Consider the following 24,827-nt stretch of genomic DNA (forward strand, 5'->3'; position numbering starts at 1 on the left):
CTATCTGCACATGCAGGTAGGGGTTTTGTCTTTCTGGTCAATAAATCCCAGACCTGCACAACCCTCCTCTGTGGGAGCGGGTTCACCCGCGAACACCGGCATAGCCGGTGCCATCCACCGCGTCGCTTGCTTCGCGGCTAAAGCCGCTCCCACAGGGACGGCGCAAGGCCGCTAACAGGGTTCCACCGATGCCTTGTCAATCGGCTAATGGCACTGCGCCATACTCTCCGCATCGTACCTACGTGATATCGTTTCCCCTCAGCCCCCAGCACCAGCCAGAGACCTCCCGATGCCCAACACCACCCACCTCCACCCCGGCTTCATGATCGTCCACGGCAACCGCCTCGACGACCTGCGCAGCCTGGTGGTGAGCTGGATGCGTCGCTATCCCTTGGCACCTCTGGAAAACGAAATCGCCCTGGTGCAAAGCAATGGCATCGCCCAATGGCTCAAACTGGCGCTTGCCGAAGACCCTCAGGACGATGACCAGGGTGGTTGTGGCATCGCCGCCGCCATCGACGTGCAACTGCCAGGCAGCTTCATGTGGCAGCTGTACCGCAGCGTGCTGGGCCGTGACGAAATTCCCGAAGTCTCCCTGCTCGACAAGGCACCGCTGACCTGGCGTCTGATGCGTCTGCTCCCGGCCTTGATCGAACGCCCGCATTTCGAGCCGTTGCGACGCTTCCTCACCGACGACAGCGACCTGCGCAAGCGCTATCAGCTCGCCGAGCGCCTGGCCGACCTGTTCGACCAGTATCAGGTCTACCGCGCCGACTGGCTCAAGGACTGGGCTGCTGGCGAGCACATCCTCAACACCGCTCGCGGTGAGCGCAAGGCGCTGCCCCCGGGCAACCGCTGGCAGGCCGAGTTGTGGCGTGCATTGCTGGAGGATGTTGGCGAGCAGGGCATGGCGCAGAGCCGTGCCGGCGTACATCAACGCTTCATCGAACGGATCAACAGCCTGGAGCAGGCACCTGCCGGTCTGCCGGCCCGGGTGATCGTATTCGGTATCTCCTCGCTGCCAGCCCAGGCCCTCGAGGCACTGGCCGGCCTGGCACGCTTCAGCCAGGTGCTGCTGTGCGTGCACAACCCCTGCCGCCACCACTGGGCCGATATCGTTGCCGACAAGGACCTGCTGCGCCACCAGTACAAGCGTCAGCAACGCAAGCAGGGCATGCCCTTGCAACTGGACGACCAGTCGCTGCACCAGCATGCCCACCCTTTGCTGGCCGCCTGGGGCAAACAAGGCCGCGACTACATCAACCTGCTCGACAGCTACGATGACCCCGGCAGTTACCAGGGCGTGTTCAGCGACGGTCGCATCGACCTGTTCAGTGACGGCTCGCCCACCACGCTGCTCAACCAGTTGCAGGACGACATCCTCGAACTGCGTCCGCTCGCAGAAACCCGCGAGCAGTGGCATCCAGTCGACCCGGCGAAGGACCGCTCGATCCGCTTCCACATCGCCCACAGCCCGCAACGTGAAGTGGAGATCCTCCACGATCAGTTACTGGCCCGGTTCAGCGCCGACCCAACCCTGCGCCCACGTGACGTGATCGTCATGCTGCCGGCCATCGATACCTATGCGCCGCATATTCGCGCCGTATTCGGCCAGTTGCAGCGCAACGATCCGCGCTACATCCCGTTCACCCTGACCGACCAGGGCCAGCGTGGCCGCGAACCCTTGCTGATTGCCCTCGAACACCTGCTCAAGCTACCGGATAGCCGCTTCGCGGTCAGCGAAGTGCTCGACCTGCTGGATGTGCCGGCAGTCCGCGCCCGTTTCGGCATACGCGAAAACGACCTGCCCACGCTGCACCGCTGGATCGAGGGGGCCGGCATCCGTTGGGGCCTCAATGCCGAGCAGCGGGCCAGCCTGGGCTTGCCCGCCGGGCTGGAACAGAACAGCTGGCGGTTCGGCCTGCGGCGCATGCTGCTGGGTTATGCCGTAGGCGTAGGTGAGGCCTGTGACGGCATCGAACCCTACGATGAAATCGGTGGCCTGGATGCGGCACTGATCGGCCCGCTGGTCGCCTTGCTGGACGCCCTCGAAGTGGCCGGCCAGGCCCTGTCCGAGCCTGCCACTGTCAGCCAGTGGGGCGAGCGCCTGCATGCCTTGCTGCAAGTGTTTTTCCTGGCTGAGGGCGAGCACGACGAGTTCCTGCTGATGCAGTTGCAGGATCTGCGTGATAGCTGGCTTGAAGTGTGCGAGGCCGTCGGCCTGCAAGACCCATTGCCGCTGACCGTAGTGCGCGAAGCCTGGCTGTCGGGCCTCGACCAGGGCAAGTTGTCCCAGCGTTTCCTCGCCGGCTCGGTGAACTTCTGTACCCTCATGCCGATGCGCGCCATCCCGTTCCGGGTGGTCTGCCTGCTGGGCATGAACGATGGCGATTACCCCCGCGCTCAGCAGCCGCTGGACTTCGACCTGATGGCCAGCGACTACCGCCCCGGTGACCGCTCGCGCCGCGAGGATGACCGCTACCTGCTGCTCGAAGCATTGTTGTCGGCCCGCGACCAACTGTATGTCAGCTGGGTCGGGCGCAGCATCCGCGACAACAGCGAACGCCCGGCCTCGGTACTGATCGGCCAGTTTCGCGATCACCTTGCAGCCGGCTGGCAGCTGGCAGGCGCGGAGCAGGGGCAGCCGGCAGAACCGGGCGAGCAATTGCTGCACGCACTGACCCAGGAGCACCCGCTGCAACCGTTCAGCCCACGCTACTTCCAGAAGGGCAGCCCGCTGTTCAGCTTTGCCCACGAATGGCAGGTGTTGCACCAGCAGGGCCAGGAGGACCAGCAGGCTGACCCCGGCCTGCCGCCATACCATGACGATGAGGCCTTGAGCCTGACCCAGCTGAATGACTTCCTGCGCCACCCGGTGCGGCACTTCTTCAGCCAGCGTCTGAAAGTCTACTTCGAAGCGCTGGAAGCACCGACCCCGGACGAGGAACCCTTCGTCCTCGATACCCTGCAACGGTACGGCGCCAGTGAAAGCCTGCTGGGTGCAGCGCTGGCCGAGCCGGACAATGCCGAACAGGCCCTGCAGGCGCAGGCCCGGCGTTTGCAGGCCTGTGGCGTGCTGCCACTGGCCGGCTTTGGCGAACTGCTGCAGCGCGAGCTGATCGAGCCCCTGCCAGACCTGCTGCAACGCCACCGCCAGCTATTGCAACGCTGGCCGCAGCTGGTCGAGGGGGCATTGCCAGTGCATTTCGAGCACGGCCAGCATCGCCTCGAAGGCTGGCTGGGGCGGGTGTTCCAGGCGGATGACCAGAGCCTGCTCAGCATCACCACCGTACCCAACACCATCAGTGCCGGGCGTAACGCCCTCAAGTGGCACCGCCTGATCGCGCCCTGGGTCACGCACCTGGCGGCCTGCGCGGCGGGCTACCCCTATAACAGCGCGCTGGTGGCCAGCGACCTGACCCTGCTGCTTGCGCCACTGCCGCAAGAGCAGGCGGCGCAATTGCTGGGCGACTTGCTGGTAGCCCGCCAGGCGGCGATGAATGCGCCGTTGCCGGTCGCGGCCAAGACCGCGTTCGCCTGGCTGGCCCAGGACGATAGCGACAAAGCCCTGGCTGCTGCTGCCCGCGCCTACGAAGGCGACGAGCGCACCAGCTTCGGCGAGCGCAGTGAAAGCATCGCCCTGGCCCGGCAGTTCCGCGACTTTGCCGCGCTCACCGCCGATGAAACCTTCGAAGGCTGGTGCGAAGCCTTGTACCGCCCATTGTTCAACGCCCCGTGGCAGACCCTGGGCAACCCGGAGAAAGGCGCATGACCCAGGACCGCCCCCTGGCACTGAGTTTCCCCCTGCATGGCAGCCAGCTGATCGAGGCAAGCGCCGGCACGGGCAAGACCTTCACCATTTCGGCGCTGTACCTGCGCCTGATCCTCGGTCACGGTGGCGAGCAGGGCTTCGACCGCGAGCTGCTACCACCGCAGATCCTCGTGGTGACCTTCACCGACGCCGCCACCAAAGAGCTGCGCGAACGTATCCGCGCCCGCCTGGCCGAAGCTGCGCGGTTCTTCCGTGGCGAGCTGGAGGCGGCCGACCCGCTGCTGCACCAGCTGCGTGACGACTATCCGGAAGAAGCCTGGCCACGCTGTGCCGGGCGCCTGGAAATCGCCGTGCAGTGGATGGACGAGGCCGCGGTATCGACCATCCACGGCTGGTGCCAGCGCATGCTGCGCGAACATGCCTTCGACAGCGGCAGCCTGTTCACCCAGACCCTGGAAACCGACCACAGCGAACTGCTGGGCCAGGTCATGCGCGACTACTGGCGGCGCTTCTGCTACGGCATGCAAGGCGACGCGCTGGCCTGGGTGCGTGGCCACTGGGGCAGCCCCGACGCGTTGCTGCCGCGGATCCGTCCGCTGTTCGGTCGCGTGCGCGCCCAGCACGACGGGCCCGAGCCGGCGGCACTGATCCAGGCATCGCTGCAGCAGCGTGGCGAGCAGTTGGCCCGGCTCAAGGCGCCTTGGGCGCAATGGGCCGAGGAGTTGCGCCAGATCTGCCGTGATGCACTGGCCGCCAAACAGGTCGATGGCCGCAAGATGCAGGCCCGTTACTTCGAACCCTGGTTCGACAAGCTCTGTTCCTGGGCGGCAGACGAACAACTGGTGGAGCTCGACCTGGGCACCGGCTTTACCCGCCTGACCCCGGCGGGCATGGCCGAAGCCTGGAAGGGCGAGCCACCCGAGCACCCGGCCCTCAATGCCATGCAGAGCTTGCAGCAACAGCTCCAAGCCCTGGACAGCCCGGATGCCCCATTGCTCGAGCATGCCGCCAACTGGGTATCGGCACGCTTCGAAGTGGAGAAGCGTCGGCGTGCGGAAATGGGTTTCGACGACATGCTCCTGCGCCTGCAGCACGCCCTTGCCAGCGAGGCCGGCGAGCGCTTGGCCAGCCTGATCCGCGAACAGTTCCCGGTGGCGTTGATCGACGAGTTCCAGGACACCGACCCGGTGCAGTACGGCATCTTCGAGCGCATCTACCAGATCAGCGAAAACCGCGCCGAAACCGGCCTGTTCATGATCGGCGACCCCAAGCAGGCGATTTATGCCTTCCGTGGCGCCGATATCTACACCTACCTTGCCGCCCGCCGTGCCACGAGTGGGCGCCTGCACAGCCTGGACACCAACTACCGCTCCAGCAAGGCCATGGTCGCGGCGGTCAACCAGGTGTTCCTGCAGGCCGAGGCGCGTGAGGCAGGGCGTGGCGCATTCCTGTTCCGCGAGGCCGATGACAACCCGCTGCCGTTCATCGAGGTCCGCGCCAAAGGCCGTGGCGAGCAGCTGTTGATCGACGGTGAAGCCTGCGCAGCCCTTCAATGCTGGCATCTGGAAAGCGAAGAGCCGGTCTCCGGCAGCGTTTACCGGCAGCAGCTGGCAGCCAGTTGCGCCAGCCATATCGTCGCCTTGCTCAATGGCGGCCAGCAAGGCACGGCTGGTTTCCAGAATGCCGAGGGCGAACTGCGCCCGTGCCTGCCATCGGACATCGCCATCCTGGTGCGCGATGGCCATGAAGCGCAGATGGTCCGCGCCGAGCTTGCCGCGCGCGAGGTGCGAAGTGTGTACCTGTCCGACAAGGACTCGGTATTCGCCGCCCAGGAAGCCCACGACCTGTTGGCCTGGCTAAAGGCCTGCGCCGAACCCGACTCGGAGCGCCTGCTCAAGGCTGCCCTTGCCAGCCTTACCCTCGATCTGTCGCTGGCTGCGCTGGACCGCCTGAACCAGGACGAGCGGGTCTGGGAAGACTGGGTCATGCGTTTTCGCCGTTACCGCGACACCTGGCAGCGCCAGGGCGTGTTGCCGATGCTGCGGCACCTGCTGCATGACTTCCAGCTGCCGCGCACGCTGATCCGCCGCAGCGATGGCGAGCGGGTGCTGACCAACCTGCTGCACCTGGCCGAGCTGCTGCAACAGGCCGCCGGCGAACTGGACGGCGAACAGGCGCTGATCCGCCACCTGGCCGAGCACCTGGCCAGCTCCGGCCAAGCTGGCGAAGAGCAGATCCTGCGCCTGGAGAGTGACGAGCAGCTGGTGAAAGTGGTGACCATCCACAAATCCAAGGGCCTGGAATACCCCTTGGTCTACCTGCCGTTCATCTGCACCAGCAAACCAGTGGACGGCAGCCGCCTGCCGCTGGCCTGGCATGATAGCCAGGGCAACGCCCATCTCACCCTCACACCAGACCAGGAACAGATCGACCGCGCCGACGACGAGCGCCTGGCCGAAGACCTGCGCCTGCTCTACGTGGCCCTGACCCGCGCCCAGCATGCCTGCTGGCTGGGTGTCGCCGACCTCAAGCGGGGCAACCAGAAGAGCTCGCAACTGCACCGCTCGGCGTTCGGCTACTTGCTGGGTGGCGGCCTCGCCCTGCCGGGCTCGCAGCAACTGACGGACTGGTTGCAGGCCTTGGCCAAGACCTGCCCGCACATCTCTTGCCCGAGCCTGCCGCCGGCAGACGAGCAGGTATATCGCATGCCGCACGCCGAGCATGAGCTGCTACCTGCCCGCAAACCGCGCCGCGCGGCGGGCGCCGAGCATTGGTGGATTGCCTCGTACAGTGCCCTGCGCGTCGGCGACCAGACCCTCGGTGCCGACAGCTCCCAGGCCCAGCAGTTACTGGATGATGAAGTGGTCGATACCCAGGTGCTGCGCGAGGTCCCGGCCGACAGTGGCGATATTCACCGCTTCCCGCGCGGGCCCAACCCCGGCACCTTCCTGCATGGCTTGCTGGAATGGGTTGGCCGCGAGGGCTTCAGCCAGGTCAGCGGCAATGCACGGCTGATCGAGCGAACCGTTGGCCAGCGCTGCAACCGTCGCGACTGGACCGGCTGGATCCCCACCCTGACGCATTGGCTGCAGCGCCTGCTGGGCGAAGCGCTGCCGTTGCCGGGCAGCGACCTCGGTGTGACGCTCGGGCAGCTGCGCCACTACCAGATCGAAATGGAGTTCTGGTTCGCCAGCCACCAGGTCGATGCCGAACAACTCGACCGCCTGGTGGCACGCCACACCCACCCCGGCCTGGCACGCCCGGCGGCGCAGCCGACCGTGCTCAATGGCATGTTCAAAGGTTTCATCGACCTGGCCTTCGAGCTGGACGGGCGTTACTACGTGACCGACTACAAGTCCAACTGGCTGGGCCCGGATATCCAGGCCTACGATGCCCAGGCCATGGAAAAGGCCATCCTCGAGCATCGCTACGACCTGCAGTACGTGCTGTACCTGCTGGCCCTGCATCGCCAGTTGCGCGCCCGCCTGCCTGACTACGACTACGACCGCCATGTCGGCGGCGCCCTGTTCATCTTCCTGCGAGGTGCCAGCAGCAGCGGCCACGGCGTTTACCACGCCAAGCCACCGCGTGAGCTGATCGAAAGCCTCGATGCGCTGTTCCGTGGTGAGCATCCGCCCGTACAGCAGGACCTGTTTGCCGGAGCCGTGATATGAGCCGAAGCCTAGTCGATCTGTTGCCCACCCCGCTGCACGCCGAGCACCTGCTCGCACTGGCGCCACAGCATGACAGCGGTGACCTGCTGCAACTGCTCGACCGCTGGGTAGAGCGGGGCTGGCTGCGCGCCCTGGACCGTGCGTTCGTATCGTTCCTGGAGGAGCGAGCACCCGGTAGCGACCCCCTGCTGTTGCTGGCCGCCGCCCTGGCCAGCCACCAACTGGGCCACGGCCATGTCTGCCTCGACCTGCAGCAAACCCTGGCCGAGCCCGATTTCGCCCTGTCGTTGCCGCCTGAAGGTGACGCCTTGACCGGCCCTTTGCTGCTGCCCTCGCAGTTGCTGGCCAACCTCGACCTGCACGCCTGGCGCCAGCGCATTACCTCCAGCCCGCTGGTGGCCGCCGGGGATACCCCGGGCCAGCAAGCGCGGCCTCTGGTGCTAAGCGGCGAGCGTTTGTACTTGCGCCGTTACTGGAGTTACGAGCGGCGCATCGACCATACCCTTCGCCAGCGCCTGACCCAGGCCGAAGCGCCTCCGGCCGACCTGCCTGGCCGTCTGGCGCAACTGTTCGACGGTGGTGCGCCGGCAGGCCAGGTGGACTGGCAGAAGCTCGCCTGCGCCCTGGCCACCCGCGCAGGCTTCAGCATCATCACCGGCGGCCCCGGCACGGGTAAGACGACTACCGTGGTGCGCCTGCTGGCCTTGCTGCAGGCTCCGGCGGTAGAGCAGGGCAGGCCATTGCGCATTCGCCTGGCCGCGCCGACAGGCAAGGCGGCCGCGCGCCTGACCGAATCCATTGGCCAACAGGTCGAGCGCCTGCAGGTCAGCGCCGAGGTGCGCGGGCAGATCCCCACCGAGGTCAGCACCGTGCACCGCCTGCTCGGCAGCCGCCCCGGTTCGCGGCACTTCCGCCACCATGCCGGCAACCCGCTGCCGTTGGACGTGCTGGTGGTCGACGAAGCGTCGATGATCGACCTTGAGATGATGGCCAACCTGCTCGATGCCCTGCCGCCACGGGCACGTCTGGTACTGCTGGGCGACAAGGACCAGCTGGCCTCGGTCGAAGCCGGTGCGGTACTGGGTGACCTGTGCCGAGATGCCGAGGAGGGCTGTTACTCGCCGGCGACCGAGGCATGGCTGGAGCAGACCGGTGGCGAGTCGCTGGCGGGCAGCGGCCTCAAGGCCGGCGATGAGCAACGCAACCCATTGGCCCAGCAGGTGGTGATGCTGCGCTTCTCGCGGCGTTTCGGCGAAGGCAGCGGCATTGGCCAGTTGGCCCGGCTGGTCAACCGCCAGGACTCCCATGCGGCGCGCAACTTACTGGCCGCGCCGCCGCCCGATGTGCACAGCCTGGCCCTGAAGCAGGAACAGGACCGCGCCTTCGACCGCCTGCTGCTCGACGGCCTGAACCGCGGCAGCGACGGCCCGCAGGGTTATCGCAGCTACCTGCGTACCCTTGGCCGTTTTCGCCCGGCACTCGATACCGCCGTTGACGACCCCGCGTGGGAGCAATGGGCAGGCAAGGTGCTGCACAGCTTCGAGGACTTCCAGCTGCTGTGTGCGGTACGCCGCGGCGCCTGGGGTGTCGAAGGCCTCAACGAGCGGGTGGCGCGGGTGCTGCACAATGCCGGGCTGATCGACAGCCAGCAGCCCTGGTACGAAGGGCGCCCGGTGCTGGTCACCCGCAACGATTACGGCCTGGGCCTGATGAACGGTGACATCGGCATCGCCCTGCGCCTGCCGGACGAGCGCGGCGAACCCCTGTTGCGCGTGGCCTTCCCGCGTAACGACGGCAGCGGCGGTGTGCGCTTCGTCCTGCCCAGCCGGCTGAACGAAGTGGAAACGGTATTCGCCATGACCGTGCACAAGTCCCAGGGCTCGGAGTTCAGCCACACCGCGCTGGTGCTACCGGATGCGCTCAACCCGGTGCTGACCAAGGAGCTGGTATACACCGGCATCACCCGCGCCAAGCACTGCTTCAGCCTGGTCGAGCCCCGCCAGGGTATTTTCGAAGAGGCGGTGGCGCGCAAGGTACGGCGAATTTCCGGGTTGATGCTGGAGCAGGTGTAGGACCGATAAGGCCCTATCGCCGGCAAGCCAGCTCCCACAGGTGCAGCTTGCAAGGGCTGTGGAGTCCTTGTGGGAGCTGGCTTGCCGGCGATGGGGCCATCAATCCCCATGCACAAAGCTGCTCGTACCTACATTGATGCGGCCATGTGCTATCGTTGCGCCGATATCGGAAAGGACCTTAAGAGATTTCCCACATGAAAGTGGCCGCAAGGCGAGTGACGAGCTGTGTGCTTTCGCTATTGCTGGCCGCCCTGTTCCTTTCCGCAGGCCCGGCCCAGGCAGACCCCGCCATAACTGCCGCCCAGGCGCAGCAACGTGCCAAGGCCGTCACCCAGGTGGTGCTGGGCATCTTCAGTTACGCCCGCTGGCCCGTCGAACCCTCGCCCTTGCGCCTGTGCCTGGTCGGCCCGACCGAATACGCCGATGACCTGATCAAAGGCCATGTGCAGGAGTCCGGCCGACCGCTGCAAGTGCGGCGACTACTGGCAGACGATAGCCAGCTCGCCCAGGCATGCGACGCCATCTACATTGGCAAACTCGACCAGGGCCAGCGCGACCGGCTGTTCGAGCGCGTCAGTGGCCACCCGGTGCTGAGCATCAGCGAGGCGGACGACCCGTGCACGGTCGGCAGCCTGTTCTGCTTGCGGGTCAGCGACCAGCAGGTAGCCTTTGAAGTCAACCTGGACTCGGTGGCACGCTCCGGCGTGCGCATTCACCCCAGCGTGCTGCAATTGTCGCGGCGCCGGGCGGTGCAACCATGAAACCAACCCGCAAGCGCGGCGTGCGCCCGACCCTGCGCTCGGTGCTGGGCCGTGGCCATCTCAGCGTCGCCTTGCTCGCCGTGGGCCTGGCCGGCATATCCCTGACCCTGCTGGGCGTGCTCGCCCTGCGTGTCTACGCCAACGACAACCTGCACCTGATCGCCCGCTCGATCAGCTACACCGTGGAAGCGGCGGTGGTGTTTGACGACAGCGCTGCGGCCAATGAATCGCTGGCGCTGATTGCCAGTGCCGAGGAAGTGGCCGAAGCCAGGGTCTTCAACAACGAAGGCGAGCAGCTGGCGCATTGGCAGCGCAGCGATACCGGCGTGCTCGCGCGGCTGGAGGCGCAGGTGGCCACCGCCTTGCTGGATGAGCCGATCAACCTGCCGATCACGCACCAGCAACAGCAGGTCGGGCGCATCGAGCTGGTTGGCCAGGGGCGTAGCCTGTTGCTGTTCCTGTTCAGCGGGCTGGCCGGCATCCTGTTCTGCACGGTGCTCAGCGCCCTGGCTGCCCAATACCTGTCACGGCGACTGCTCAGCGATATCGTCCGCCCGCTGCGTGGCCTGGCCAGTGTCGCCCACGCCGCCCGCCGCGAGCGCAGTTTCGACCGGCGCGTGCCGGAAGCGCCGATTGCCGAGCTCAACGAGCTGGGCAATGACTTCAACGCCCTGCTGGACGAACTGGAGTTGTGGCAAAGCCACCTGCAGAGCGAAAACCAGACCCTGGCCCACCAGGCCAGCCACGACAGCCTGACCGGCCTGCCCAACCGCGCCTTCTTCGAGGGGCGCTTGAGCCGCAGCGTGCGCAATGCAGAACGGCAGCAAGATCACCTGGCGCTGCTGTTTCTCGACAGCGACCACTTCAAGCAGATCAACGACACCCTCGGCCATGCGGTGGGCGACGAAGTGCTGATCAGCGTGGCCGACCGCGTGCGTGCCCAACTGCGCGAGCACGACCTTGTGGCGCGCCTGGGAGGCGATGAGTTCGCCGTGCTGCTGACGCCTTTGCATTCGCGCCAGGACGCCGAGCACATTGCCGAGAAGATCGTTGCCAGCATGAAGTTGCCGGTGCAGCTGGACAGCGGTCGCAGTATCGCCACCTCGTTGAGTGTCGGTATTGCCTATTACCCGGATGACGGCGCCGACCCCGCCAGTCTCCTGAATGCCGCCGATGCGGCGATGTACCAGGCCAAGCGCAAACGCCGTGGTCATTGGCAAGTGGCGCAGACGGAACGGTCCGCCAGCGAAATCAAGAACAGGAGTTGAACCCGTGATACAGGCTTTGCGTTTCCCCCTTTGGGCCTTGTTGCTCGCCGTGCTGGCGCTGACCGGCTGCCAGAGCGCTCCGCCCAAAGGCCTGACCGCCGAGCAGATTGCCGTGCTCAAGCGTGAAGGCTTTACCCCGACCGACGAAGGCTGGGCCTACGATTTGTCCGGCAAGGTGCTGTTCGGCAGCGACCTGGACAGCCTCAACAGCCAGAGCCAGGCGATTGTCGAACGCATTGGCAAGGCGCTGCTCGGTGTTGGCATCCAGGGCGTGCGGGTGGATGGGCATGCCGACTCGTCCGGCAAGGCGGCGTATAACCAGCAGCTATCCGAGCGCCGGGCGCAGAGCGTGGCCAGGGCGCTGGTCGGGGTAGGCATGCAGGCGCAGAACATCCAGTCCCGCGGGCTGGGCAGCAGCCAGCCGGTGGCGAACAACCGCACCAGCGCCGGGCGTACCGAGAACCGGCGGGTGTCCATTGTGGTGGCTTCCTACTGACCACAGCCTACGGGCTATCAGATATCCCTGTGGGAGCGGGTTCACCCGCGAACACCGGCGAAGCCGGTGCCATGCACCGAGTTGTCTGCTTCGCGGGTAAACCCGCTCCCACATTATCTGTGTTACCTCCGGGGTTTCAGCGCAGATGCACAAATTGCCGGGGCTGCTCTGCAGCCCTTTCGCGACACAAGGCCGCTCCTACAGGTACAGCGACAACCTCGAGATCAACGCTGCACCCGTGGGAGCTGGCTTGCCGGCGATGGGCTGCAACGCAGTCCCCTTATTCCTGAGCAAACCGCATCTCTCGGGTCTCGCCCATCAACAACGGCGCATTCGCCTCCGTCACCCCGCGAATGTAATCCCACAACAGGGTAATCCGCTTCAACTTGCGCAAATCCTCCCGGCAATACATCCAGAACTGCCGTGTCACCTCGATCTCCTCCGGCAACACCGTCACCAGCCGCGGGTCCTGCGCCGCCAGGAAGCACGGCAAGATCGCCAGCCCACGCCCCTGCAACGCTGCCGTGTACTGCGCAATCACGCTGGTACTGCGCAAATGCGCGCTGGCGCTGGGGATCAGGTTGGCCAGGTACAGTAGCTCCGAACTGAACGCCAGGTCGTCCACGTAGCTGATGAACGGGTGCCTGGCCAGGTCCGCGATCTGGTTGATCGGTGCGTGGCTGTCCAGGTAGCCCTGGGTCGCGTACAGCCGCAAGCGGTAGTCGCACAGCTTGCAGCACACATAAGGCCCATGCTCCGGCCGCTCCAGGGCGATGACGATGTCCGCCTCGCGCTTGGACAGGCTGATGAAGTGCGGCAGCGGCAGGATATCCACCGAAATCGCCGGGTAGGCATCGACGAAGTGACTTAGCTGCGGGGTGACGAAGAAGCTGCCGAAGCCTTCGGTGCAGCCCATGCGCACATGCCCCGACAACGCCACGCCCGACCCGGACACCTGCTCGCAGGCCATGTGCAGCGTGCTCTCGATCGACTCGGCATAGCCCAGCAGGCGCTGGCCCTCGGCGGTGAGGACAAAGCCGTTGGTCCGGGATTTCTCGAACAGCAAGGTGCCCAGCGCCCCCTCCAGCGAGCTGATGCGCCGCGACACCGTGGTGTAGTCCACGCTCAGGCGCTTGGCGGCGCTGCTGGCCTTGCGCGTACGCGCCACTTCAAGGAAGAACTTCAGGTCGTCCCAGTTGAGCGCGCTCAGGGATGTGAGGTCTTTTTGCATGATGATCCGGTTTTTTTGTGCGTTCTTGTTGGATGTTTGCACATCTATACTCGAAACAAGCCTCAGGACGCCACCTCGCGTTTGCACGGCGCTGGCGATCTCGTCCCGACAATAATTCCAAGGAGAACGCAGATGAACGCACCGCAATCCCCTAACCAGACCAAAATCGAGCAGGTCAAGCTGCTGATCGACGGCCAATGGGTCGAGTCCACGACCACCGAATGGCGCGACATCGTCAACCCGGCCACCCAAGAGGTGCTGGCGCGCGTACCGTTCGCCACCGTCGAAGAAGTCGACGCGGCCGTGGCCGCTGCCCAACGTGCCTTCCAGACCTGGCGTAACACGCCGATCGGCGCGCGCATGCGCATCATGCTCAAGCTGCAGGCGCTGATCCGCGAAAACACCAAACGCATCGCCCAAGTCCTCAGTGCCGAGCAGGGCAAGACCCTGGCCGACGCCGAAGGCGATATCTTCCGCGGTCTGGAAGTGGTCGAGCACGCCGCCTCCATCGGCACCCTGCAGATGGGCGAATTCGCCGAGAACGTTGCCGGCGGCGTCGATACCTACACCCTGCGCCAGCCGATCGGCGTGTGCGCCGGCATCACCCCGTTCAACTTCCCGGCGATGATCCCGCTGTGGATGTTCCCCATGGCCATCGTCTGCGGCAACACCTTCGTGCTCAAGCCGTCCGAGCAAGACCCGCTGTCGACCATGCTGCTGGTCGAACTGGCGCTGGAAGCCGGCATACCGGCTGGCGTGCTCAACGTGGTGCATGGCGGCAAGCAAGTGGTGGATGCCATTTGCACCCACCAGGACATAAAGGCGATTTCCTTCGTTGGCTCCACCGAAGTGGGCACGCACGTGTACAACCTGGGCAGCCAGCACGGCAAGCGCGTGCAGTCGATGATGGGCGCCAAGAACCACGCGGTGGTGCTGCCCGATGCCAACCGCACGCAAACCGTCAACGCCCTGGTCGGTGCCGCTTTCGGTGCAGCAGGCCAACGCTGCATGGCCACCTCGGTGGCGGTGTTGGTGGGCAAGGCCCGCGAATGGCTGCCGGATATCAAGGACGCGGCCAGCAAGCTCAAGGTCAATGCCGGTTGCGAGCCAGGCACCGATGTGGGCCCGGTGGTTTCCAAGCGCGCCAAGGAGCGTGTGCTGGGCCTGATCGAAAGTGGCATCAAGGAAGGCGCCAAGCTGGAACTCGACGGCCGTGACGTCACGGTGCCCGGCTACGAGCAAGGCAACTTCATTGGCCCGACCCTGTTTTCGGGCGTGAAGACCGACATGCAGGTTTACACCCAGGAAATCTTCGGCCCCGTGCTGGTAACCCTGGAAGTCGATACCCTCGACGAGGCCATCGCCCTGGTCAACGCCAACCCGTTCGGCAACGGCACTGGCCTGTTCACCCAAAGCGGTGCGGCAGCGCGCAAGTTCCAGAGCGAAATCGACATCGGCCAGGTCGGCATCAACATCCCGATCCCGGTCCCGGTACCGTTCTTCAGCTTCACCGGCTCGCGTGGCTCCAAGCTCGGCGACCTCGGCCCGTACGGCAAGCAAGTGGTGCAGTTCTACACTCAGACCAAGACCGTCACCGCCCGCTGGTTCGATGATGACAGCGTCAACGACGGTGTGAACACCACCATCAGCCTGCGCTAAGGAGAGAGTCATGCGTATCGCATTCATCGGGCTCGGCAACATGGGCGCACCCATGGCCCGCAACCTGATCAAGGCCGGGCACCAACTGAACCTGTTCGACCTGAACAAGGCCGTGCTGGCCGAGCTGGCAGAACTGGGCGGGCAGATCAGCCCTTCGCCCAAGGACGCGGCGGCCAACAGCGAGCTGGTGATCACCATGCTGCCGGCTGCTACCCATGTGCGCAGCGTGTACCTGAATGAAGATGGCGTGCTGGCCGGCATTCGCCCCGGCACGCCGACCGTGGATTGCAGCACCATCGACCCGCAGACTGCGCGTGATGTGTCCAAGGCCGCAGCGGCCAAGGGCGTGGACATGGGCGATGCACCGGTGTCCGGTGGCACCGGCGGCGCGGCGGCAGGCACCCTGACCTTCATGGTCGGTGCCAGCACCGAGCTGTTTGCCACCCTCAAGCCGGTACTGGAGCAGATGGGCCGCAACATCGTGCACTGCGGTGAAGTGGGCACAGGGCAGATCGCCAAGATCTGCAACAACCTGCTGCTGGGCATCTCGATGATAGGCGTGTCCGAGGCCATGGCCCTGGGCAATGCGCTGGGCATCGACACCAAGGTGCTGGCCGGCATCATCAACAGTTCGACCGGGCGTTGCTGGAGCTCGGACACCTACAACCCGTGGCCGGGCATCATCGAAACCGCGCCGGCATCGCGTGGCTATACCGGTGGCTTTGGCGCCGAGCTGATGCTCAAGGACCTGGGGCTGGCCACCGAGGCTGCACGCCAGGCGCATCAACCGGTGATCCTGGGGGCTGTGGCCCAGCAGCTATACCAGGCCATGAGCCTGCGCGGCGAGGGTGGCAAGGACTTCTCGGCGATCGTCGAGGGTTACCGCAAGAAAGATTGACGAGCGAGGACTTCATCGCGGGCCAGGCGGCCTTCCCTCTGTAACTGCGCACCAGAGGGAAGGGCGTCTGATCCGCGATTTTTTTTGCCGGCGGGCGGCCAGATTTATTCCGCGTGTTGTGATGGATTTACTTACATTTGCGCAGGCAACAAGCATCTTCAACCCAAGATGTCAATTTGCTATAGTTTCCAGATAGCGAAGCCCGAGCCATCTTCATGTTCAAAATAATAGAGTCAATCAAAGCCGCTCGTTACAAACGACTAGTCAGGTCTCATGGGGGTAAGATTGCTGCCGGGCCATCCACATTCAGTAAATATGCCAGTGCTGATCTAGAGGAATATGTTCAGCTCGGCCATATAAAAATCCGGTCTTCCCAAGTCGGAATTGGTGCTTACACCTATATAAGAAGCGGTACCCATCTTTCATTTGTATCTTCCATAGGTCGATTCTGCTCCATTGGCTCCGATTGTGTCATCGGTCAAGAGAAACACACACACCCATCCTCCTGGGTAAGTACCCATCCATTTCAGTATGAAGATGGAGGAAATCTGGAGTACCGAGCTGATGAAGCGCTTGCCCAGATAGGCCACGACGTATGGATTGGCGCCGGAGCCACTGTCCTTGCAGGCGTGAAGGTCGGGACCGGAGCCATCATCGCGACCAAGGCTTTGGTGTCGCGTGATGTGCCGCCGTATGCGATCGTGGGTGGGAATCCGGCCAAAGTCATCAAGTATCGACATGCTGAAGACATCATTGCCAGGCTCATGGACAGCGAGTGGTGGGATTTGGATACCGCTACCTTGAAAGAGTTGAATCTGGCAGACCCGGAAAGTTTCCTGAGGGCTATCGAAGATCGTACCTCGCGAAAAAAAGTCAACTACAGAGTAGTTTGTCTTTCTCAGAAGGGTGTGAAACCTTTGAAGAGTGACCACTCCTAGTCGAGGGCGATGCGCCGAAAGCCACTGTTATACTTGCAGCAGGATATTTTGTTCGACTCGCGGACCCTTTAATCATCATGTTTGAACCTGAGTGGCGTCATGTGGGATTTGTGAATTGTCCCACATGACCAGGCAAAGTCCGCTTATGAATCAAGCAAAGACAAAGTACTTGCGCACGGTCTCGACCACTTCCCAGGTGCCTTTCATCCCCGGTTCGATCACGAACACATCACCCGCTTTCAGGTGCTTCGGCTCTTCGCCTTCCGGGGTGATGATGCAGTAGCCATCGAGGAAGTGGCAGAACTCCCACTTCTCGTAGTTGACCTCGAACTTGCCTGGGGTGCAGATCCAGGTGCCCATGATCTTGCTGCCGTCAGCCGACAGATAGGCGTTGAGGTTGACGGTGTGCGGATCGCCGCCGATGCGCTTCCACTTGGTGGCGTCCACGACCGGCGTCGGGCAGGTTTCGCGCAGGACGGTGATGAAATCGGACATGGCACAACTCCTGGTGACTGACTGAATGACTCGTCACCATAGGGCCATCGGCCGAGCCGCAGTTGCCTGGGCTCGACGTCCAGCTGTCTGGTCGCGCTATGCCAAGCGGTTGACCTCGACGGTGATGTGCGCCAGTTCTTCGTGTACGCCCAGGGCCTTGCGCACGCTGTCGGCGCTGAGTTCGGCCCGGGCGGCCAGGCCGAGAATGCAGGCGTACTGGTCCTTGCCCACGCGCCACACGTGCAGGTCGGTGATGCTCGCCGGCACCGGCAGCTGCGCGACCACCTCGCGGATTTCCTCCACTACCGGCGCGTCCATCTCCGCATCCAGCAGCACCCGCCCGGTATCGCGCAGCAGCCCGCGGGCCCACAGCGCCACCAGCAGCGCACTGACCAGGCCCATGACCGGGTCGAGCCAGCCGGCGCCCCAGTACTTGCCGGCCAGCAGGGCGACGATAGCCAGCACCGAGGTGGCTGCGTCGGCCATCACGTGCAGGTAGGCCGAGCGCAGGTTCAGGTCGTGGTGATGGTGGCCGTGGTCATGGTGATGATGATGGTGATGGTGATGGTCGTCGCGCAGCAGCCAGGCGCAGATCAGGTTGACGGCCAGGCCCACGGCGGCGATGAAGATCGCCTCGTCATAGCGGATCGGCCCCGGTGCCAGCAGGCGCTCCACCGACTGGAATGCCATCAGCCCGGCCACGCCCAGCAACAGCAGGGCGCTGGAGTAGCCACCGAGAATCTCGATCTTCCAGGTGCCGAAGGCAAAGCGCCGGTCGCCGGCATAACGCCGCGCGGCGGCATAGGCCAGCAGCGACAGGCCCAGGGCCAGGGCGTGGGAGCTCATGTGCCAGCCGTCGGCCAGCAACGCCATGGAATTGAAGAACCAGCCCCCGGTAATTTCCGCCACCATCATCACGGCGGTCAGCCACACGGCCAGGCGCGTCTTGCGCTCGGCCCCCAGGTTGCTGGTATGGAACTGGTGACTGTGCTGCCAGCGGTCTGAGGTTTGTGTCGCCATGGTTTATCATGCTCCCGGAACGTCGAGAAATATACTATACCCCAGTATACCTAGCATGGTGTGAAACCCAATGGCACATACCCTGAAGAGCAAGAAGCAGCTGCTGACCCGGGTGCGCAAGATCAAAGGCCAGGCCACCGCCCTGGAGACAGCGCTGGAGCAGGACAAGGACTGCCTGGCGATACTGCAGCAGATCGCCGCCGTGCGCGGTGCGGTGAACGGGCTGATGGCCGAAGTGATGGAAGGGCATATCCGCGAACACCTGGTGGCGGACGGGCTGAGTGCCGAGGAGCGGCAGGACGAGGCGGACAAGGTGGCGACGTTGCTGCGGTCGTACCTCAAGTGAATTAGGTGGGTAGGCACGCCCCAGCAATTTGTGCACCGCTGCTGGAGTCCGGGGGCCGCTCTGCGGCCCTTTCGCGACACAAGGCCGCTCCTACAGGGGCCCCTATACCCCCAGGGGGTATGATTACGCCCACCAATACCGCACAAAGTGGAAGAACACCGGCGCGGCAAAGCACACCGAATCCATGCGGTCGAGCATGCCGCCGTGGCCTTCGATCATGTGCCCCCAGTCCTTCACCCCACGGTCGCGCTTGATCGCCGACATCACCAACCCGCCGAAGAAGCCCATGGCGTTCACCGCCAACGCCATGAGTGCGGCCTGCCAGAAGGTGAAGGGGGTGATCCAGCACAGCAGGGCGCCGATCAGGGTGGCCAGTGCCACGCCACCGGCCAGGCCTTCGACGGTCTTGGATGGCGACAGGTTGGGCGCTACCTTGTGCTTGCCGAACAACTTGCCGCACACGTACTGCAGCACGTCGCTGATCTGCACCACCAGGATCAGCCAGGCAATCAGCAGCAGGTTGCGGCCCTCGTAACCCGGGATGTCCAGGGTCATCAATGCCGGTACCGACGACACGCAGTACACCGCGATCATCAGCCCCCACTGCACCTTCGAGGCGCGCTCGAGAAAGCGCGTGGTGTCGCCGCCGAAGCTGGCCAGGATCGGCAGCAACAGGAACAGGTACACCGGGATGAAGATGCTGAACAACCCGTACCAGTCCATGGCGATCAGCACGTACTGCACCGGCAGCGCCACATAGAACGCCGCCACCAGTGCCGGGTAGTCGCTGCGCCGGGTCGGGGTGAGCGTCATGAACTCGCGCAAGGCATAGAACGATACGCCGTAGAACAGCACGATCACGCCGTACTTGCCGAACAGGAAGGCGATGCCGATCACCAGTACCATCACCCACCAGGCGTTGATGCGGGCGTTGAGGTTGTCGATCACCGCGTGCGGTGCCGGGCCGGCGCGCCATTTGAGCAGGCGGCCGATCACGCTGGCGAGCAGCAGCAGGGCGCCGATGCCGGCGAACAGGGAAAGGGTGTTGTCGTCCATCTCAGGCATCCTTGGGGGCCAGGTTCAGCAGGGCCTGGCTGGCCCGCTCGAGAAAGGCTTGCTTGCTTTCATCCGCCTGCAGGTGCAGCGGCTCGCCAAAGCTCAACGTGCACAACAACGGCAATGGCAAGGCGCGGCCCTTGGGCATCACCCGGTTGAGGTTGGCTATCCATACCGGCACCAGTTCGACTTCGGGGTTGGCTGCTGCCAGGTGGTACAGCCCGCTCCTGAACGGCATCAGCGGCTCGTCGCCGAGATTGCGAGTGCCCTCCGGGAAGAAGATCAGCGAGTCGCCCTGGGCCACGGCTTCGAGGATCGGCTGCAACGGGCTGCCCTGGCCGGCGCTGTGTTGCCGGTTGATCAGCACACCATTGAAGACCTTGCGGATGAGAAAGTCGCGAATGCCCGGCTTGGCCCAGTAATCGGCGCCGGCTACCGGACGGGTACGCTTGCGCAGCGGTTGCGGCAGCGAGGCCCACAGCAGTACGAAGTCGCCATGGCTGCTGTGGTTGGCGAAATACAGGCGTTGCACCGGCAGCGGCGTGCAGCCCAGCCACAGGGCGCGGGCGCCGGTGATCAGGCGGGCGGCGGACGTGATGAGGTAGGCAGTCAGGTTGGCGAGCATGGATCGGTAGTCATCCCTTCAAAGGCAGTGTCAGCAGGGTAGCCAAGGCCAGCGACAGCTGCAGGCCCAGGCACACTGCCTGGCGGCGTAACAGGGCCAGCGCGGCCTGGCTGCGTGCAGGCCAGGCGCGGGAATCGGTGGCCTGCGGTTTGAGCTTCAGCTCGAACAGGGCGAGGTCCAGGGCCTGGGTGTCCGCCGCCAGGTCGCGGCTGGCGGCGAGGCGGGCGAACAGTTCGGCATCCAGGGCCACGCGAATGGCCCAGTACTTGTGCAGCACGCCTAGTACCAGCAGCACAATGCACAGCAGGCTGGCCAGCAGTTGCAACTGGGCACCCAGCAAGGGCGCCAGGCCGTAGGCCAGGGCCAGCAGGGTGAGGCCGTCCGAAAGGCGTTCCAGTTGTTTGCCACGGCCCAGCAGGCTGGCCACCACGTACAGCGTCATGGTTGTGTCCCTAGCTGTTGCAAGGCCTGGCGGTGTGCGCTGTGCAGGACCACGCCGGGGCGGGCCTTGCGGATCAGCGCCTCGGCCTGGCGAGCATCAGTGCAGCGGCCCGTGAGCACCAGCCAGGCGGCCACGGCGCTGGCACTGCGCGAATAGCCCAGGGCGCAACAGACCAGCACCGGGCCTTGGGAGCGCAGGCGTTCGATGGCGATGGCGGCCTGGTGCAGCAATGGGCTTTCCGGGGCGATCAGGTCCAGGGTAGGAAAACATGCGTAGCCATGCGCTGCCTGACCGGCTGACGCGGACCCTGTGGGAGCGGCCTTGTGTCGCGAAAGGGACGCGAAGCGGACCCAGCAATATCTGCTGCGAAGCTGAAAATCTGGGGCCGCTTCGCAGCCCTTTCGCGACACAAGGCCGCTCCCACAAGTGTCCGCGACAGGGCGGCCAACAATGCACGGTAGCTCTGCGCACAAATCGACCACCGCAGCGAACTGCGCGCCACGCCCTGGAATCCGCCCAAGGAAGACGCCATCACACACTTCATCGGCCTGCGGGTGCCGCCAGGTCCACAACCGCGAATTGACCCACGCCCCAACCAGGTACGGCGCCAGCAGCCAGCTGGTTGCATTCGACAAGCGCCCATCGGCGCCTTTCTGGAACCCGCCTGCACCGAGCACGCCATAGTTCAGCGCCACCAAAGCCAGCGACACGGCCGGCCAGGTCAACCACAGCCAGGCGCCGCCCAACGCAATGGCAGGCACTGCGCACAGCAGCGCACCCACTGTATAGAACAACGCCAACCGCCAACGCTTGGCATCCCGCGCAAGGCGCACGTGCTGCCAGGGCAGTTGCCCTTGATGTGGCCACAACCAGACGCAGACGAACCCCGCCAATGCCCCGGTCGGCACGTCGATGAAATGGTGCTGCCAGGTGGTCAGCACCGACACCCCGATCAGTGCCATCCAGCCATGCATCAGCCAACGCCAGGGCTGGCGTTGTACGTGCCGGGCAAACATCGTCCAGATGATCACCAGCAGGGCAATATGCAGTGAAGGCGCCTGGTTGAACGGCTTGTCGAAGCCCATCAGCACATCGAACATCCAGCCGAACACCCCGCCCAGTTCCGGCCGCTCGAAGGTGAAGCGCAGCGGCCAGAGCAGGAAGCAGCTGACGCTGATCAGCTGCGCGGTTAGCAGCGCCAGCGCGTGCCGGTCCATTTCCTGGCGCGTGCGCGGCAGCAGGAAGGACAAGCCGTAGAGGAGGTCGATCGACCAGTACGGGATGATCGTCCACGGCCACAACGGCATGCGGCTTTCCCAGCCGAACACCAGGCTGCCGACATCACTGCGCCCGGCCGTGTGGTTGTTCGCCAGCCCGTAGCTGAGGAAAAACAGCGGCCCCAGCAGCAGAAGCCAGAATACGCCCCGGCGGATCAGCCCGGGCTCGCGTGATGGGCTCATTCAGCGCACCCGTTGTGCCAGGCTGACGCTGAAAATGCCCCATTCATCGATGCGCTGGGCCAGCTTGCGGAACCCCGCCGCCTCTACCAGCTGGTCCATTTCGGCCTGGCTGCGGCGGCGCATCACCCAGGCCTCGCCGCCGCGATGGCTGGTGAGGGCGCGGGCGATCATTTCCAGTTGCGGGTGCCACGGCTGGCCGGTGTAGACCAGGTAACCGCCATCTTCCAGCGCATCGGCCAGGCCGGCCAGCGAGTTGCCTACCAACTGGTTGCTGGCGAACAGTTCGTACAGGCCGGAGACCACGGCCAGGGTCGGTGGTTGTTCCAGGGTGGCCAGGCTCTGGCGGTCGAAGGCATCGCCCTGGACGAAGCGGGTGATGTCGGCCAGGCCCTTTTCGGCAATCAATGCGCTGCCTTGCTGCACGTTCAGTTCGCTGTAGTCGCGCAGCAGGATCGAGTCCGGCAGTTGTCCGAGTCCCTGCAGGGCCTCGAGGATGTAGCGGCCATGGCCGGCGGCGATATCGACGATGTGCACCGGCCGCTGCTGTTCGCGCAGGCGGGCGATGGCCAGGCGCAGCAGTTCCTCTACGTGCAGCTTGCGTTGGCGGATGCCGCGCCAGCCGATGGCGTCGAGGTAGTTCTGGTCGACCAGGCGGCCGAGCTTGCCTTTGCCGGTCGGCTGGTTGCGGTACACGTAGTCCAGGGTACTGCCCGAATCGAAACCGGTATCGAAACCCAGCTTCACACCTTCGGACAGCCCCTTGCCCAGGTGCAGCCCGGCGCGGGTGGCACGCCAGTAAAGGTCACGGGGCGAGTTGCGCGGCAGCGGTGCGGCCAGGCTTTCGGCCTCGGCGCAGGTGGCGCCGGTCTTGTCGGCATCGAGCAGTGACGGCAGGGCGGCGGGGCTGGCGAAGCAATGTTCGACGAACCGCTCGATACGCCGCAAGGCCTGGGCCCGATCACGCTCGCCAAGGGTGTCGTGGAAGAAGCCTGGCAGGATGTGCATTTCCTTGCGCGCACTGCCCAGGCGTTCGAAGAAGCGTTCCTGCGGCTGGCGTTCGACCACGAAGTCGGCACCGGACACCAGCAGCTGGGTCGGCAGCTGGATGGCCTGGGCATCCGCCACCACCCGGTCGGCGGCTTCGTACAGGCCGAGCAGCATGGTTACCGAAATCGGCCGGCTGATCAGCGGGTCGGCCACGTACGACATGACCCGTTCGGGGTCGTGGGTGAGCAGGCGAGGCTTTACGTAGCTGTTGACGAAGAAGTTGCCGCGCAAGGCCTTCAGCAGTTTCAGGCCGGGGCGGGCGAACGGCACGTACAGTTTGACCTTGAACGCTGGCGAGGCCAGCACCAGGCAGCGCACCTTCGGCGCGTAGTCGTGGGCCCAGGTGGCGACCAGCACGGCCCCGACACTTTGCGCCAGCACCACCAGGTCCTGTTCGGCAATGCCATGGCGGGCCTGGATGTGCTCGATGAAGGTCTGCACATCGCGCACGCTGGTGGCGAACCCCGGGCTGTCGCCGCGCGCGCCCGGCGACTGGCCGTGGCCACGGGCATCCCAGGCGAAGAAATCGTAGCCCGGCATATCCAGCTCATCGGCCAGGTGGGCCATGCGCCCGCCGTGTTCGTGGCCGCGGTGGAACATCACCACGGCCCGGCGTGGTTGGTGTTGGTTACGGGTGGCAGGCCAGTGACGGTAGTGCAGCTCGACGCCGTCATGGGTGGAGAAGTGCAGCGCTTGCGCTTGGCGCATGGTCGACATCCTTTTACGACGGCAGTGGGCTCAGCGGGTTTCGGCCAGCCCCTGGCGAACCCGGTTGTAGAGGGTATAGAGCGAGAGTGCGAGGATGACCAGCAACAGGCCGTTGATCCAGGCGCCGTTCAGCACGCCGAAGGCGACGCCGGTACCCAGCACGCCGAAGGCGAAGGCCCGGTCGCTCTTGCCCATGGGGCCGTCGTAGCGCCGTGAGGCGCCGGCCAGCGGGCCCATGACACCGGCGTATTCACTGAAGGTGGCGCTAAGCACCACGAGTACGACCAAGGTTGGCGATACACCCGCCAGCAGGGCGAAGGGCAGGTACAGCGCGGCATCGGCGATCACGTCGCACAGTTCGTTGAGGTAGGCGCCGAGGGTGGATTGCTGGCCGAACTCCCGGGCGAGCATGCCGTCGACGGCGTTCAGTGCCATGCGCAGCAGCATCCAGACTGGAATCAGGATGAACAGCCAGGTGAGATGGGGCAGGGCGGCCAGCAGCAGGCCCAGCAGGATCGACAGCAGGGCGGCGGCGACAGTGACTTGGTTGGCGGTGACCTTGCGGTCGTAGAGGCGCTGGACAGCAGGGCGGAGCATGGCCTGGAAGCGCGGTTTGAGCTGGTAGATCGATGCCACTGGAAAGTCCTTTTCGGTGGTGCGATGGGAGGATTGTGTGCGAGCGGCCGAAAAAATGCACTTACTGTGTGGGAGCGGCCTTGTGTCGCGAAAGGGCTGCGTAGCAGCCCCGGCAATTTCTGCTGCAACGCTGAAAATCTGGGGCCGCTTCGCGACCCTTTCGCGACGCAAGGCCGCTCCCACATCGACCGCATGGGCTTCAGATCATGCGCAGCACAGGCAA

At 64.8% G+C, this 24,827-nt stretch carries 19 protein-coding genes; 10 read left to right on the top strand and 9 right to left on the bottom strand.

What is annotated here, in order from left to right; all coding sequences use genetic code 11:
• Positions 1–289: 289 nt before the first annotated feature.
• The 6 genes from recC to RYH74_RS08965 all read left to right on the top strand — a co-directional run bounded on the left by recC (position 290) and on the right by RYH74_RS08965 (position 12,043).
• Entirely contained in the window at positions 290–3,772 is a 3,483-nt protein-coding gene (gene recC, locus RYH74_RS08940; protein WP_317409281.1) for an exodeoxyribonuclease V subunit gamma, read from the top strand.
• Positions 3,769–7,446, top strand: coding sequence for an exodeoxyribonuclease V subunit beta (gene recB / locus RYH74_RS08945; protein WP_317409282.1), 3,678 nt, complete (start codon positions 3,769–3,771; stop codon positions 7,444–7,446). The genes recC and recB overlap by 4 nt, the downstream gene beginning before the upstream one ends.
• Positions 7,443–9,518 (top strand): exodeoxyribonuclease V subunit alpha, encoded by a 2,076-nt coding sequence (recD, locus tag RYH74_RS08950; protein ID WP_317409283.1) that lies wholly within the window; start codon positions 7,443–7,445, stop codon positions 9,516–9,518. The genes recB and recD overlap by 4 nt, the downstream gene beginning before the upstream one ends.
• Before the next feature lie 194 nt (positions 9,519–9,712).
• A complete protein-coding gene (locus tag RYH74_RS08955) occupies positions 9,713–10,279 on the top strand; it encodes a YfiR family protein (RefSeq protein ID WP_286100586.1) in 567 nt (188 codons plus the stop codon).
• Positions 10,276–11,547: a diguanylate cyclase domain-containing protein gene (locus tag RYH74_RS08960; RefSeq protein WP_286100585.1), complete on the top strand. Its 1,272-nt coding sequence runs from the start codon at positions 10,276–10,278 to the stop codon at positions 11,545–11,547. The genes RYH74_RS08955 and RYH74_RS08960 overlap by 4 nt, the downstream gene beginning before the upstream one ends.
• A 4-nt stretch (positions 11,548–11,551) precedes the next feature.
• Positions 11,552–12,043, top strand: coding sequence for an OmpA family protein (locus RYH74_RS08965; RefSeq protein WP_137162427.1), 492 nt, complete (start codon positions 11,552–11,554; stop codon positions 12,041–12,043).
• Between the two features lie 280 nt (positions 12,044–12,323).
• On the opposite strand, the gene RYH74_RS08970 is transcribed toward RYH74_RS08965, so the two are convergent.
• Positions 12,324–13,274 carry a LysR family transcriptional regulator gene (locus RYH74_RS08970; protein ID WP_025340665.1) on the bottom strand — a complete coding sequence of 317 codons (951 nt, stop codon included), beginning with the start codon at positions 13,272–13,274 and terminating at the stop codon, positions 12,324–12,326.
• Between the two features lie 132 nt (positions 13,275–13,406).
• Between RYH74_RS08970 and RYH74_RS08975 the strand changes: the two genes are divergently transcribed.
• The 3 genes from RYH74_RS08975 (at position 13,407) to RYH74_RS08985 (ending at position 16,769) form a co-directional block, all read left to right on the top strand.
• Positions 13,407–14,933, top strand: a complete 1,527-nt coding sequence (locus RYH74_RS08975) for a CoA-acylating methylmalonate-semialdehyde dehydrogenase (RefSeq protein WP_075046397.1) — start codon at positions 13,407–13,409, stop codon at positions 14,931–14,933.
• Positions 14,934–14,943: 10 nt separating this feature from the next.
• Positions 14,944–15,831, top strand: a complete 888-nt coding sequence (mmsB, locus tag RYH74_RS08980) for a 3-hydroxyisobutyrate dehydrogenase (protein WP_075046396.1) — start codon at positions 14,944–14,946, stop codon at positions 15,829–15,831.
• A 215-nt stretch (positions 15,832–16,046) separates the two neighbouring features.
• Positions 16,047–16,769 (top strand): CatB-related O-acetyltransferase, encoded by a 723-nt coding sequence (locus tag RYH74_RS08985; RefSeq protein WP_286100584.1) that lies wholly within the window; start codon positions 16,047–16,049, stop codon positions 16,767–16,769.
• A 150-nt stretch (positions 16,770–16,919) separates the two neighbouring features.
• On the opposite strand, the gene RYH74_RS08990 is transcribed toward RYH74_RS08985, so the two are convergent.
• Both RYH74_RS08990 and dmeF read right to left on the bottom strand, forming a co-directional pair.
• Positions 16,920–17,264: a cupin domain-containing protein gene (locus RYH74_RS08990; protein WP_003258412.1), complete on the bottom strand. Its 345-nt coding sequence runs from the start codon at positions 17,262–17,264 to the stop codon at positions 16,920–16,922.
• 96 nt (positions 17,265–17,360) lie between these two features.
• Positions 17,361–18,284: a CDF family Co(II)/Ni(II) efflux transporter DmeF gene (gene dmeF / locus RYH74_RS08995; RefSeq protein WP_317409284.1), complete on the bottom strand. Its 924-nt coding sequence runs from the start codon at positions 18,282–18,284 to the stop codon at positions 17,361–17,363.
• Positions 18,285–18,354: 70 nt separating this feature from the next.
• Here dmeF and RYH74_RS09000 point away from each other — a divergent pair, with 70 nt between their 5' ends.
• Positions 18,355–18,630, top strand: a complete 276-nt coding sequence (locus tag RYH74_RS09000; RefSeq protein WP_286100582.1) for a metal/formaldehyde-sensitive transcriptional repressor — start codon at positions 18,355–18,357, stop codon at positions 18,628–18,630.
• Positions 18,631–18,753: 123 nt separating this feature from the next.
• On the opposite strand, the gene RYH74_RS09005 is transcribed toward RYH74_RS09000, so the two are convergent.
• From RYH74_RS09005 to RYH74_RS09030, 6 genes are read right to left on the bottom strand one after another with little or no spacing between them, the layout of a single operon-like run.
• Positions 18,754–19,686 carry a phosphatidate cytidylyltransferase gene (locus RYH74_RS09005; RefSeq protein WP_015271818.1) on the bottom strand — a complete coding sequence of 311 codons (933 nt, stop codon included), beginning with the start codon at positions 19,684–19,686 and terminating at the stop codon, positions 18,754–18,756.
• A gap of 1 nt (position 19,687) precedes the next feature.
• Positions 19,688–20,311: a lysophospholipid acyltransferase family protein gene (locus RYH74_RS09010; protein ID WP_025340660.1), complete on the bottom strand. Its 624-nt coding sequence runs from the start codon at positions 20,309–20,311 to the stop codon at positions 19,688–19,690.
• A gap of 10 nt (positions 20,312–20,321) precedes the next feature.
• Positions 20,322–20,753 (bottom strand): hypothetical protein, encoded by a 432-nt coding sequence (locus RYH74_RS09015; RefSeq protein ID WP_317409285.1) that lies wholly within the window; start codon positions 20,751–20,753, stop codon positions 20,322–20,324.
• Positions 20,750–22,213 (bottom strand): phosphatase PAP2/dual specificity phosphatase family protein, encoded by a 1,464-nt coding sequence (locus RYH74_RS09020; RefSeq protein ID WP_317409286.1) that lies wholly within the window; start codon positions 22,211–22,213, stop codon positions 20,750–20,752. The genes RYH74_RS09015 and RYH74_RS09020 overlap by 4 nt, the downstream gene beginning before the upstream one ends.
• Positions 22,214–23,968: a bifunctional alpha/beta hydrolase/class I SAM-dependent methyltransferase gene (locus tag RYH74_RS09025; RefSeq protein ID WP_317409287.1), complete on the bottom strand. Its 1,755-nt coding sequence runs from the start codon at positions 23,966–23,968 to the stop codon at positions 22,214–22,216.
• Positions 23,969–23,998: 30 nt separating this feature from the next.
• A complete protein-coding gene (locus tag RYH74_RS09030) occupies positions 23,999–24,604 on the bottom strand; it encodes a CDP-alcohol phosphatidyltransferase family protein (protein ID WP_317409288.1) in 606 nt (201 codons plus the stop codon).
• Positions 24,605–24,827 lie beyond the last annotated feature (223 nt).

This window comes from Pseudomonas sp. LSJ-87, from assembly GCF_032971465.1.
Taxonomy (GTDB): domain Bacteria; phylum Pseudomonadota; class Gammaproteobacteria; order Pseudomonadales; family Pseudomonadaceae; genus Aquipseudomonas; species Aquipseudomonas putida_Z.

What these genes read in the sequence shown, in the direction of transcription:
- recC (WP_317409281.1), top strand. Translation starts at nt 290, where the DNA reads ATGCCCAACACCACCCACCTCCACCCCGGCTTCATGATCGTCCACGGC.
- RYH74_RS09000 (WP_286100582.1), top strand. Translation starts at nt 18,355, where the DNA reads ATGGCACATACCCTGAAGAGCAAGAAGCAGCTGCTGACCCGGGTGCGC.
- RYH74_RS08975 (WP_075046397.1), top strand. Translation starts at nt 13,407, where the DNA reads ATGAACGCACCGCAATCCCCTAACCAGACCAAAATCGAGCAGGTCAAG.
- recB (WP_317409282.1), top strand. Translation starts at nt 3,769, where the DNA reads ATGACCCAGGACCGCCCCCTGGCACTGAGTTTCCCCCTGCATGGCAGC.
- RYH74_RS09025 (WP_317409287.1), bottom strand. Translation starts at nt 23,968, where the DNA reads ATGCGCCAAGCGCAAGCGCTGCACTTCTCCACCCATGACGGCGTCGAG.
- RYH74_RS08960 (WP_286100585.1), top strand. Translation starts at nt 10,276, where the DNA reads ATGAAACCAACCCGCAAGCGCGGCGTGCGCCCGACCCTGCGCTCGGTG.
- RYH74_RS09010 (WP_025340660.1), bottom strand. Translation starts at nt 20,311, where the DNA reads ATGCTCGCCAACCTGACTGCCTACCTCATCACGTCCGCCGCCCGCCTG.
- mmsB (WP_075046396.1), top strand. Translation starts at nt 14,944, where the DNA reads ATGCGTATCGCATTCATCGGGCTCGGCAACATGGGCGCACCCATGGCC.
- RYH74_RS09015 (WP_317409285.1), bottom strand. Translation starts at nt 20,753, where the DNA reads ATGACGCTGTACGTGGTGGCCAGCCTGCTGGGCCGTGGCAAACAACTG.
- recD (WP_317409283.1), top strand. Translation starts at nt 7,443, where the DNA reads ATGAGCCGAAGCCTAGTCGATCTGTTGCCCACCCCGCTGCACGCCGAG.
- RYH74_RS08970 (WP_025340665.1), bottom strand. Translation starts at nt 13,274, where the DNA reads ATGCAAAAAGACCTCACATCCCTGAGCGCGCTCAACTGGGACGACCTG.
- dmeF (WP_317409284.1), bottom strand. Translation starts at nt 18,284, where the DNA reads ATGGCGACACAAACCTCAGACCGCTGGCAGCACAGTCACCAGTTCCAT.
- RYH74_RS08990 (WP_003258412.1), bottom strand. Translation starts at nt 17,264, where the DNA reads ATGTCCGATTTCATCACCGTCCTGCGCGAAACCTGCCCGACGCCGGTC.
- RYH74_RS08985 (WP_286100584.1), top strand. Translation starts at nt 16,047, where the DNA reads ATGTTCAAAATAATAGAGTCAATCAAAGCCGCTCGTTACAAACGACTA.
- RYH74_RS09020 (WP_317409286.1), bottom strand. Translation starts at nt 22,213, where the DNA reads ATGAGCCCATCACGCGAGCCCGGGCTGATCCGCCGGGGCGTATTCTGG.
- RYH74_RS09005 (WP_015271818.1), bottom strand. Translation starts at nt 19,686, where the DNA reads ATGGACGACAACACCCTTTCCCTGTTCGCCGGCATCGGCGCCCTGCTG.
- RYH74_RS08955 (WP_286100586.1), top strand. Translation starts at nt 9,713, where the DNA reads ATGAAAGTGGCCGCAAGGCGAGTGACGAGCTGTGTGCTTTCGCTATTG.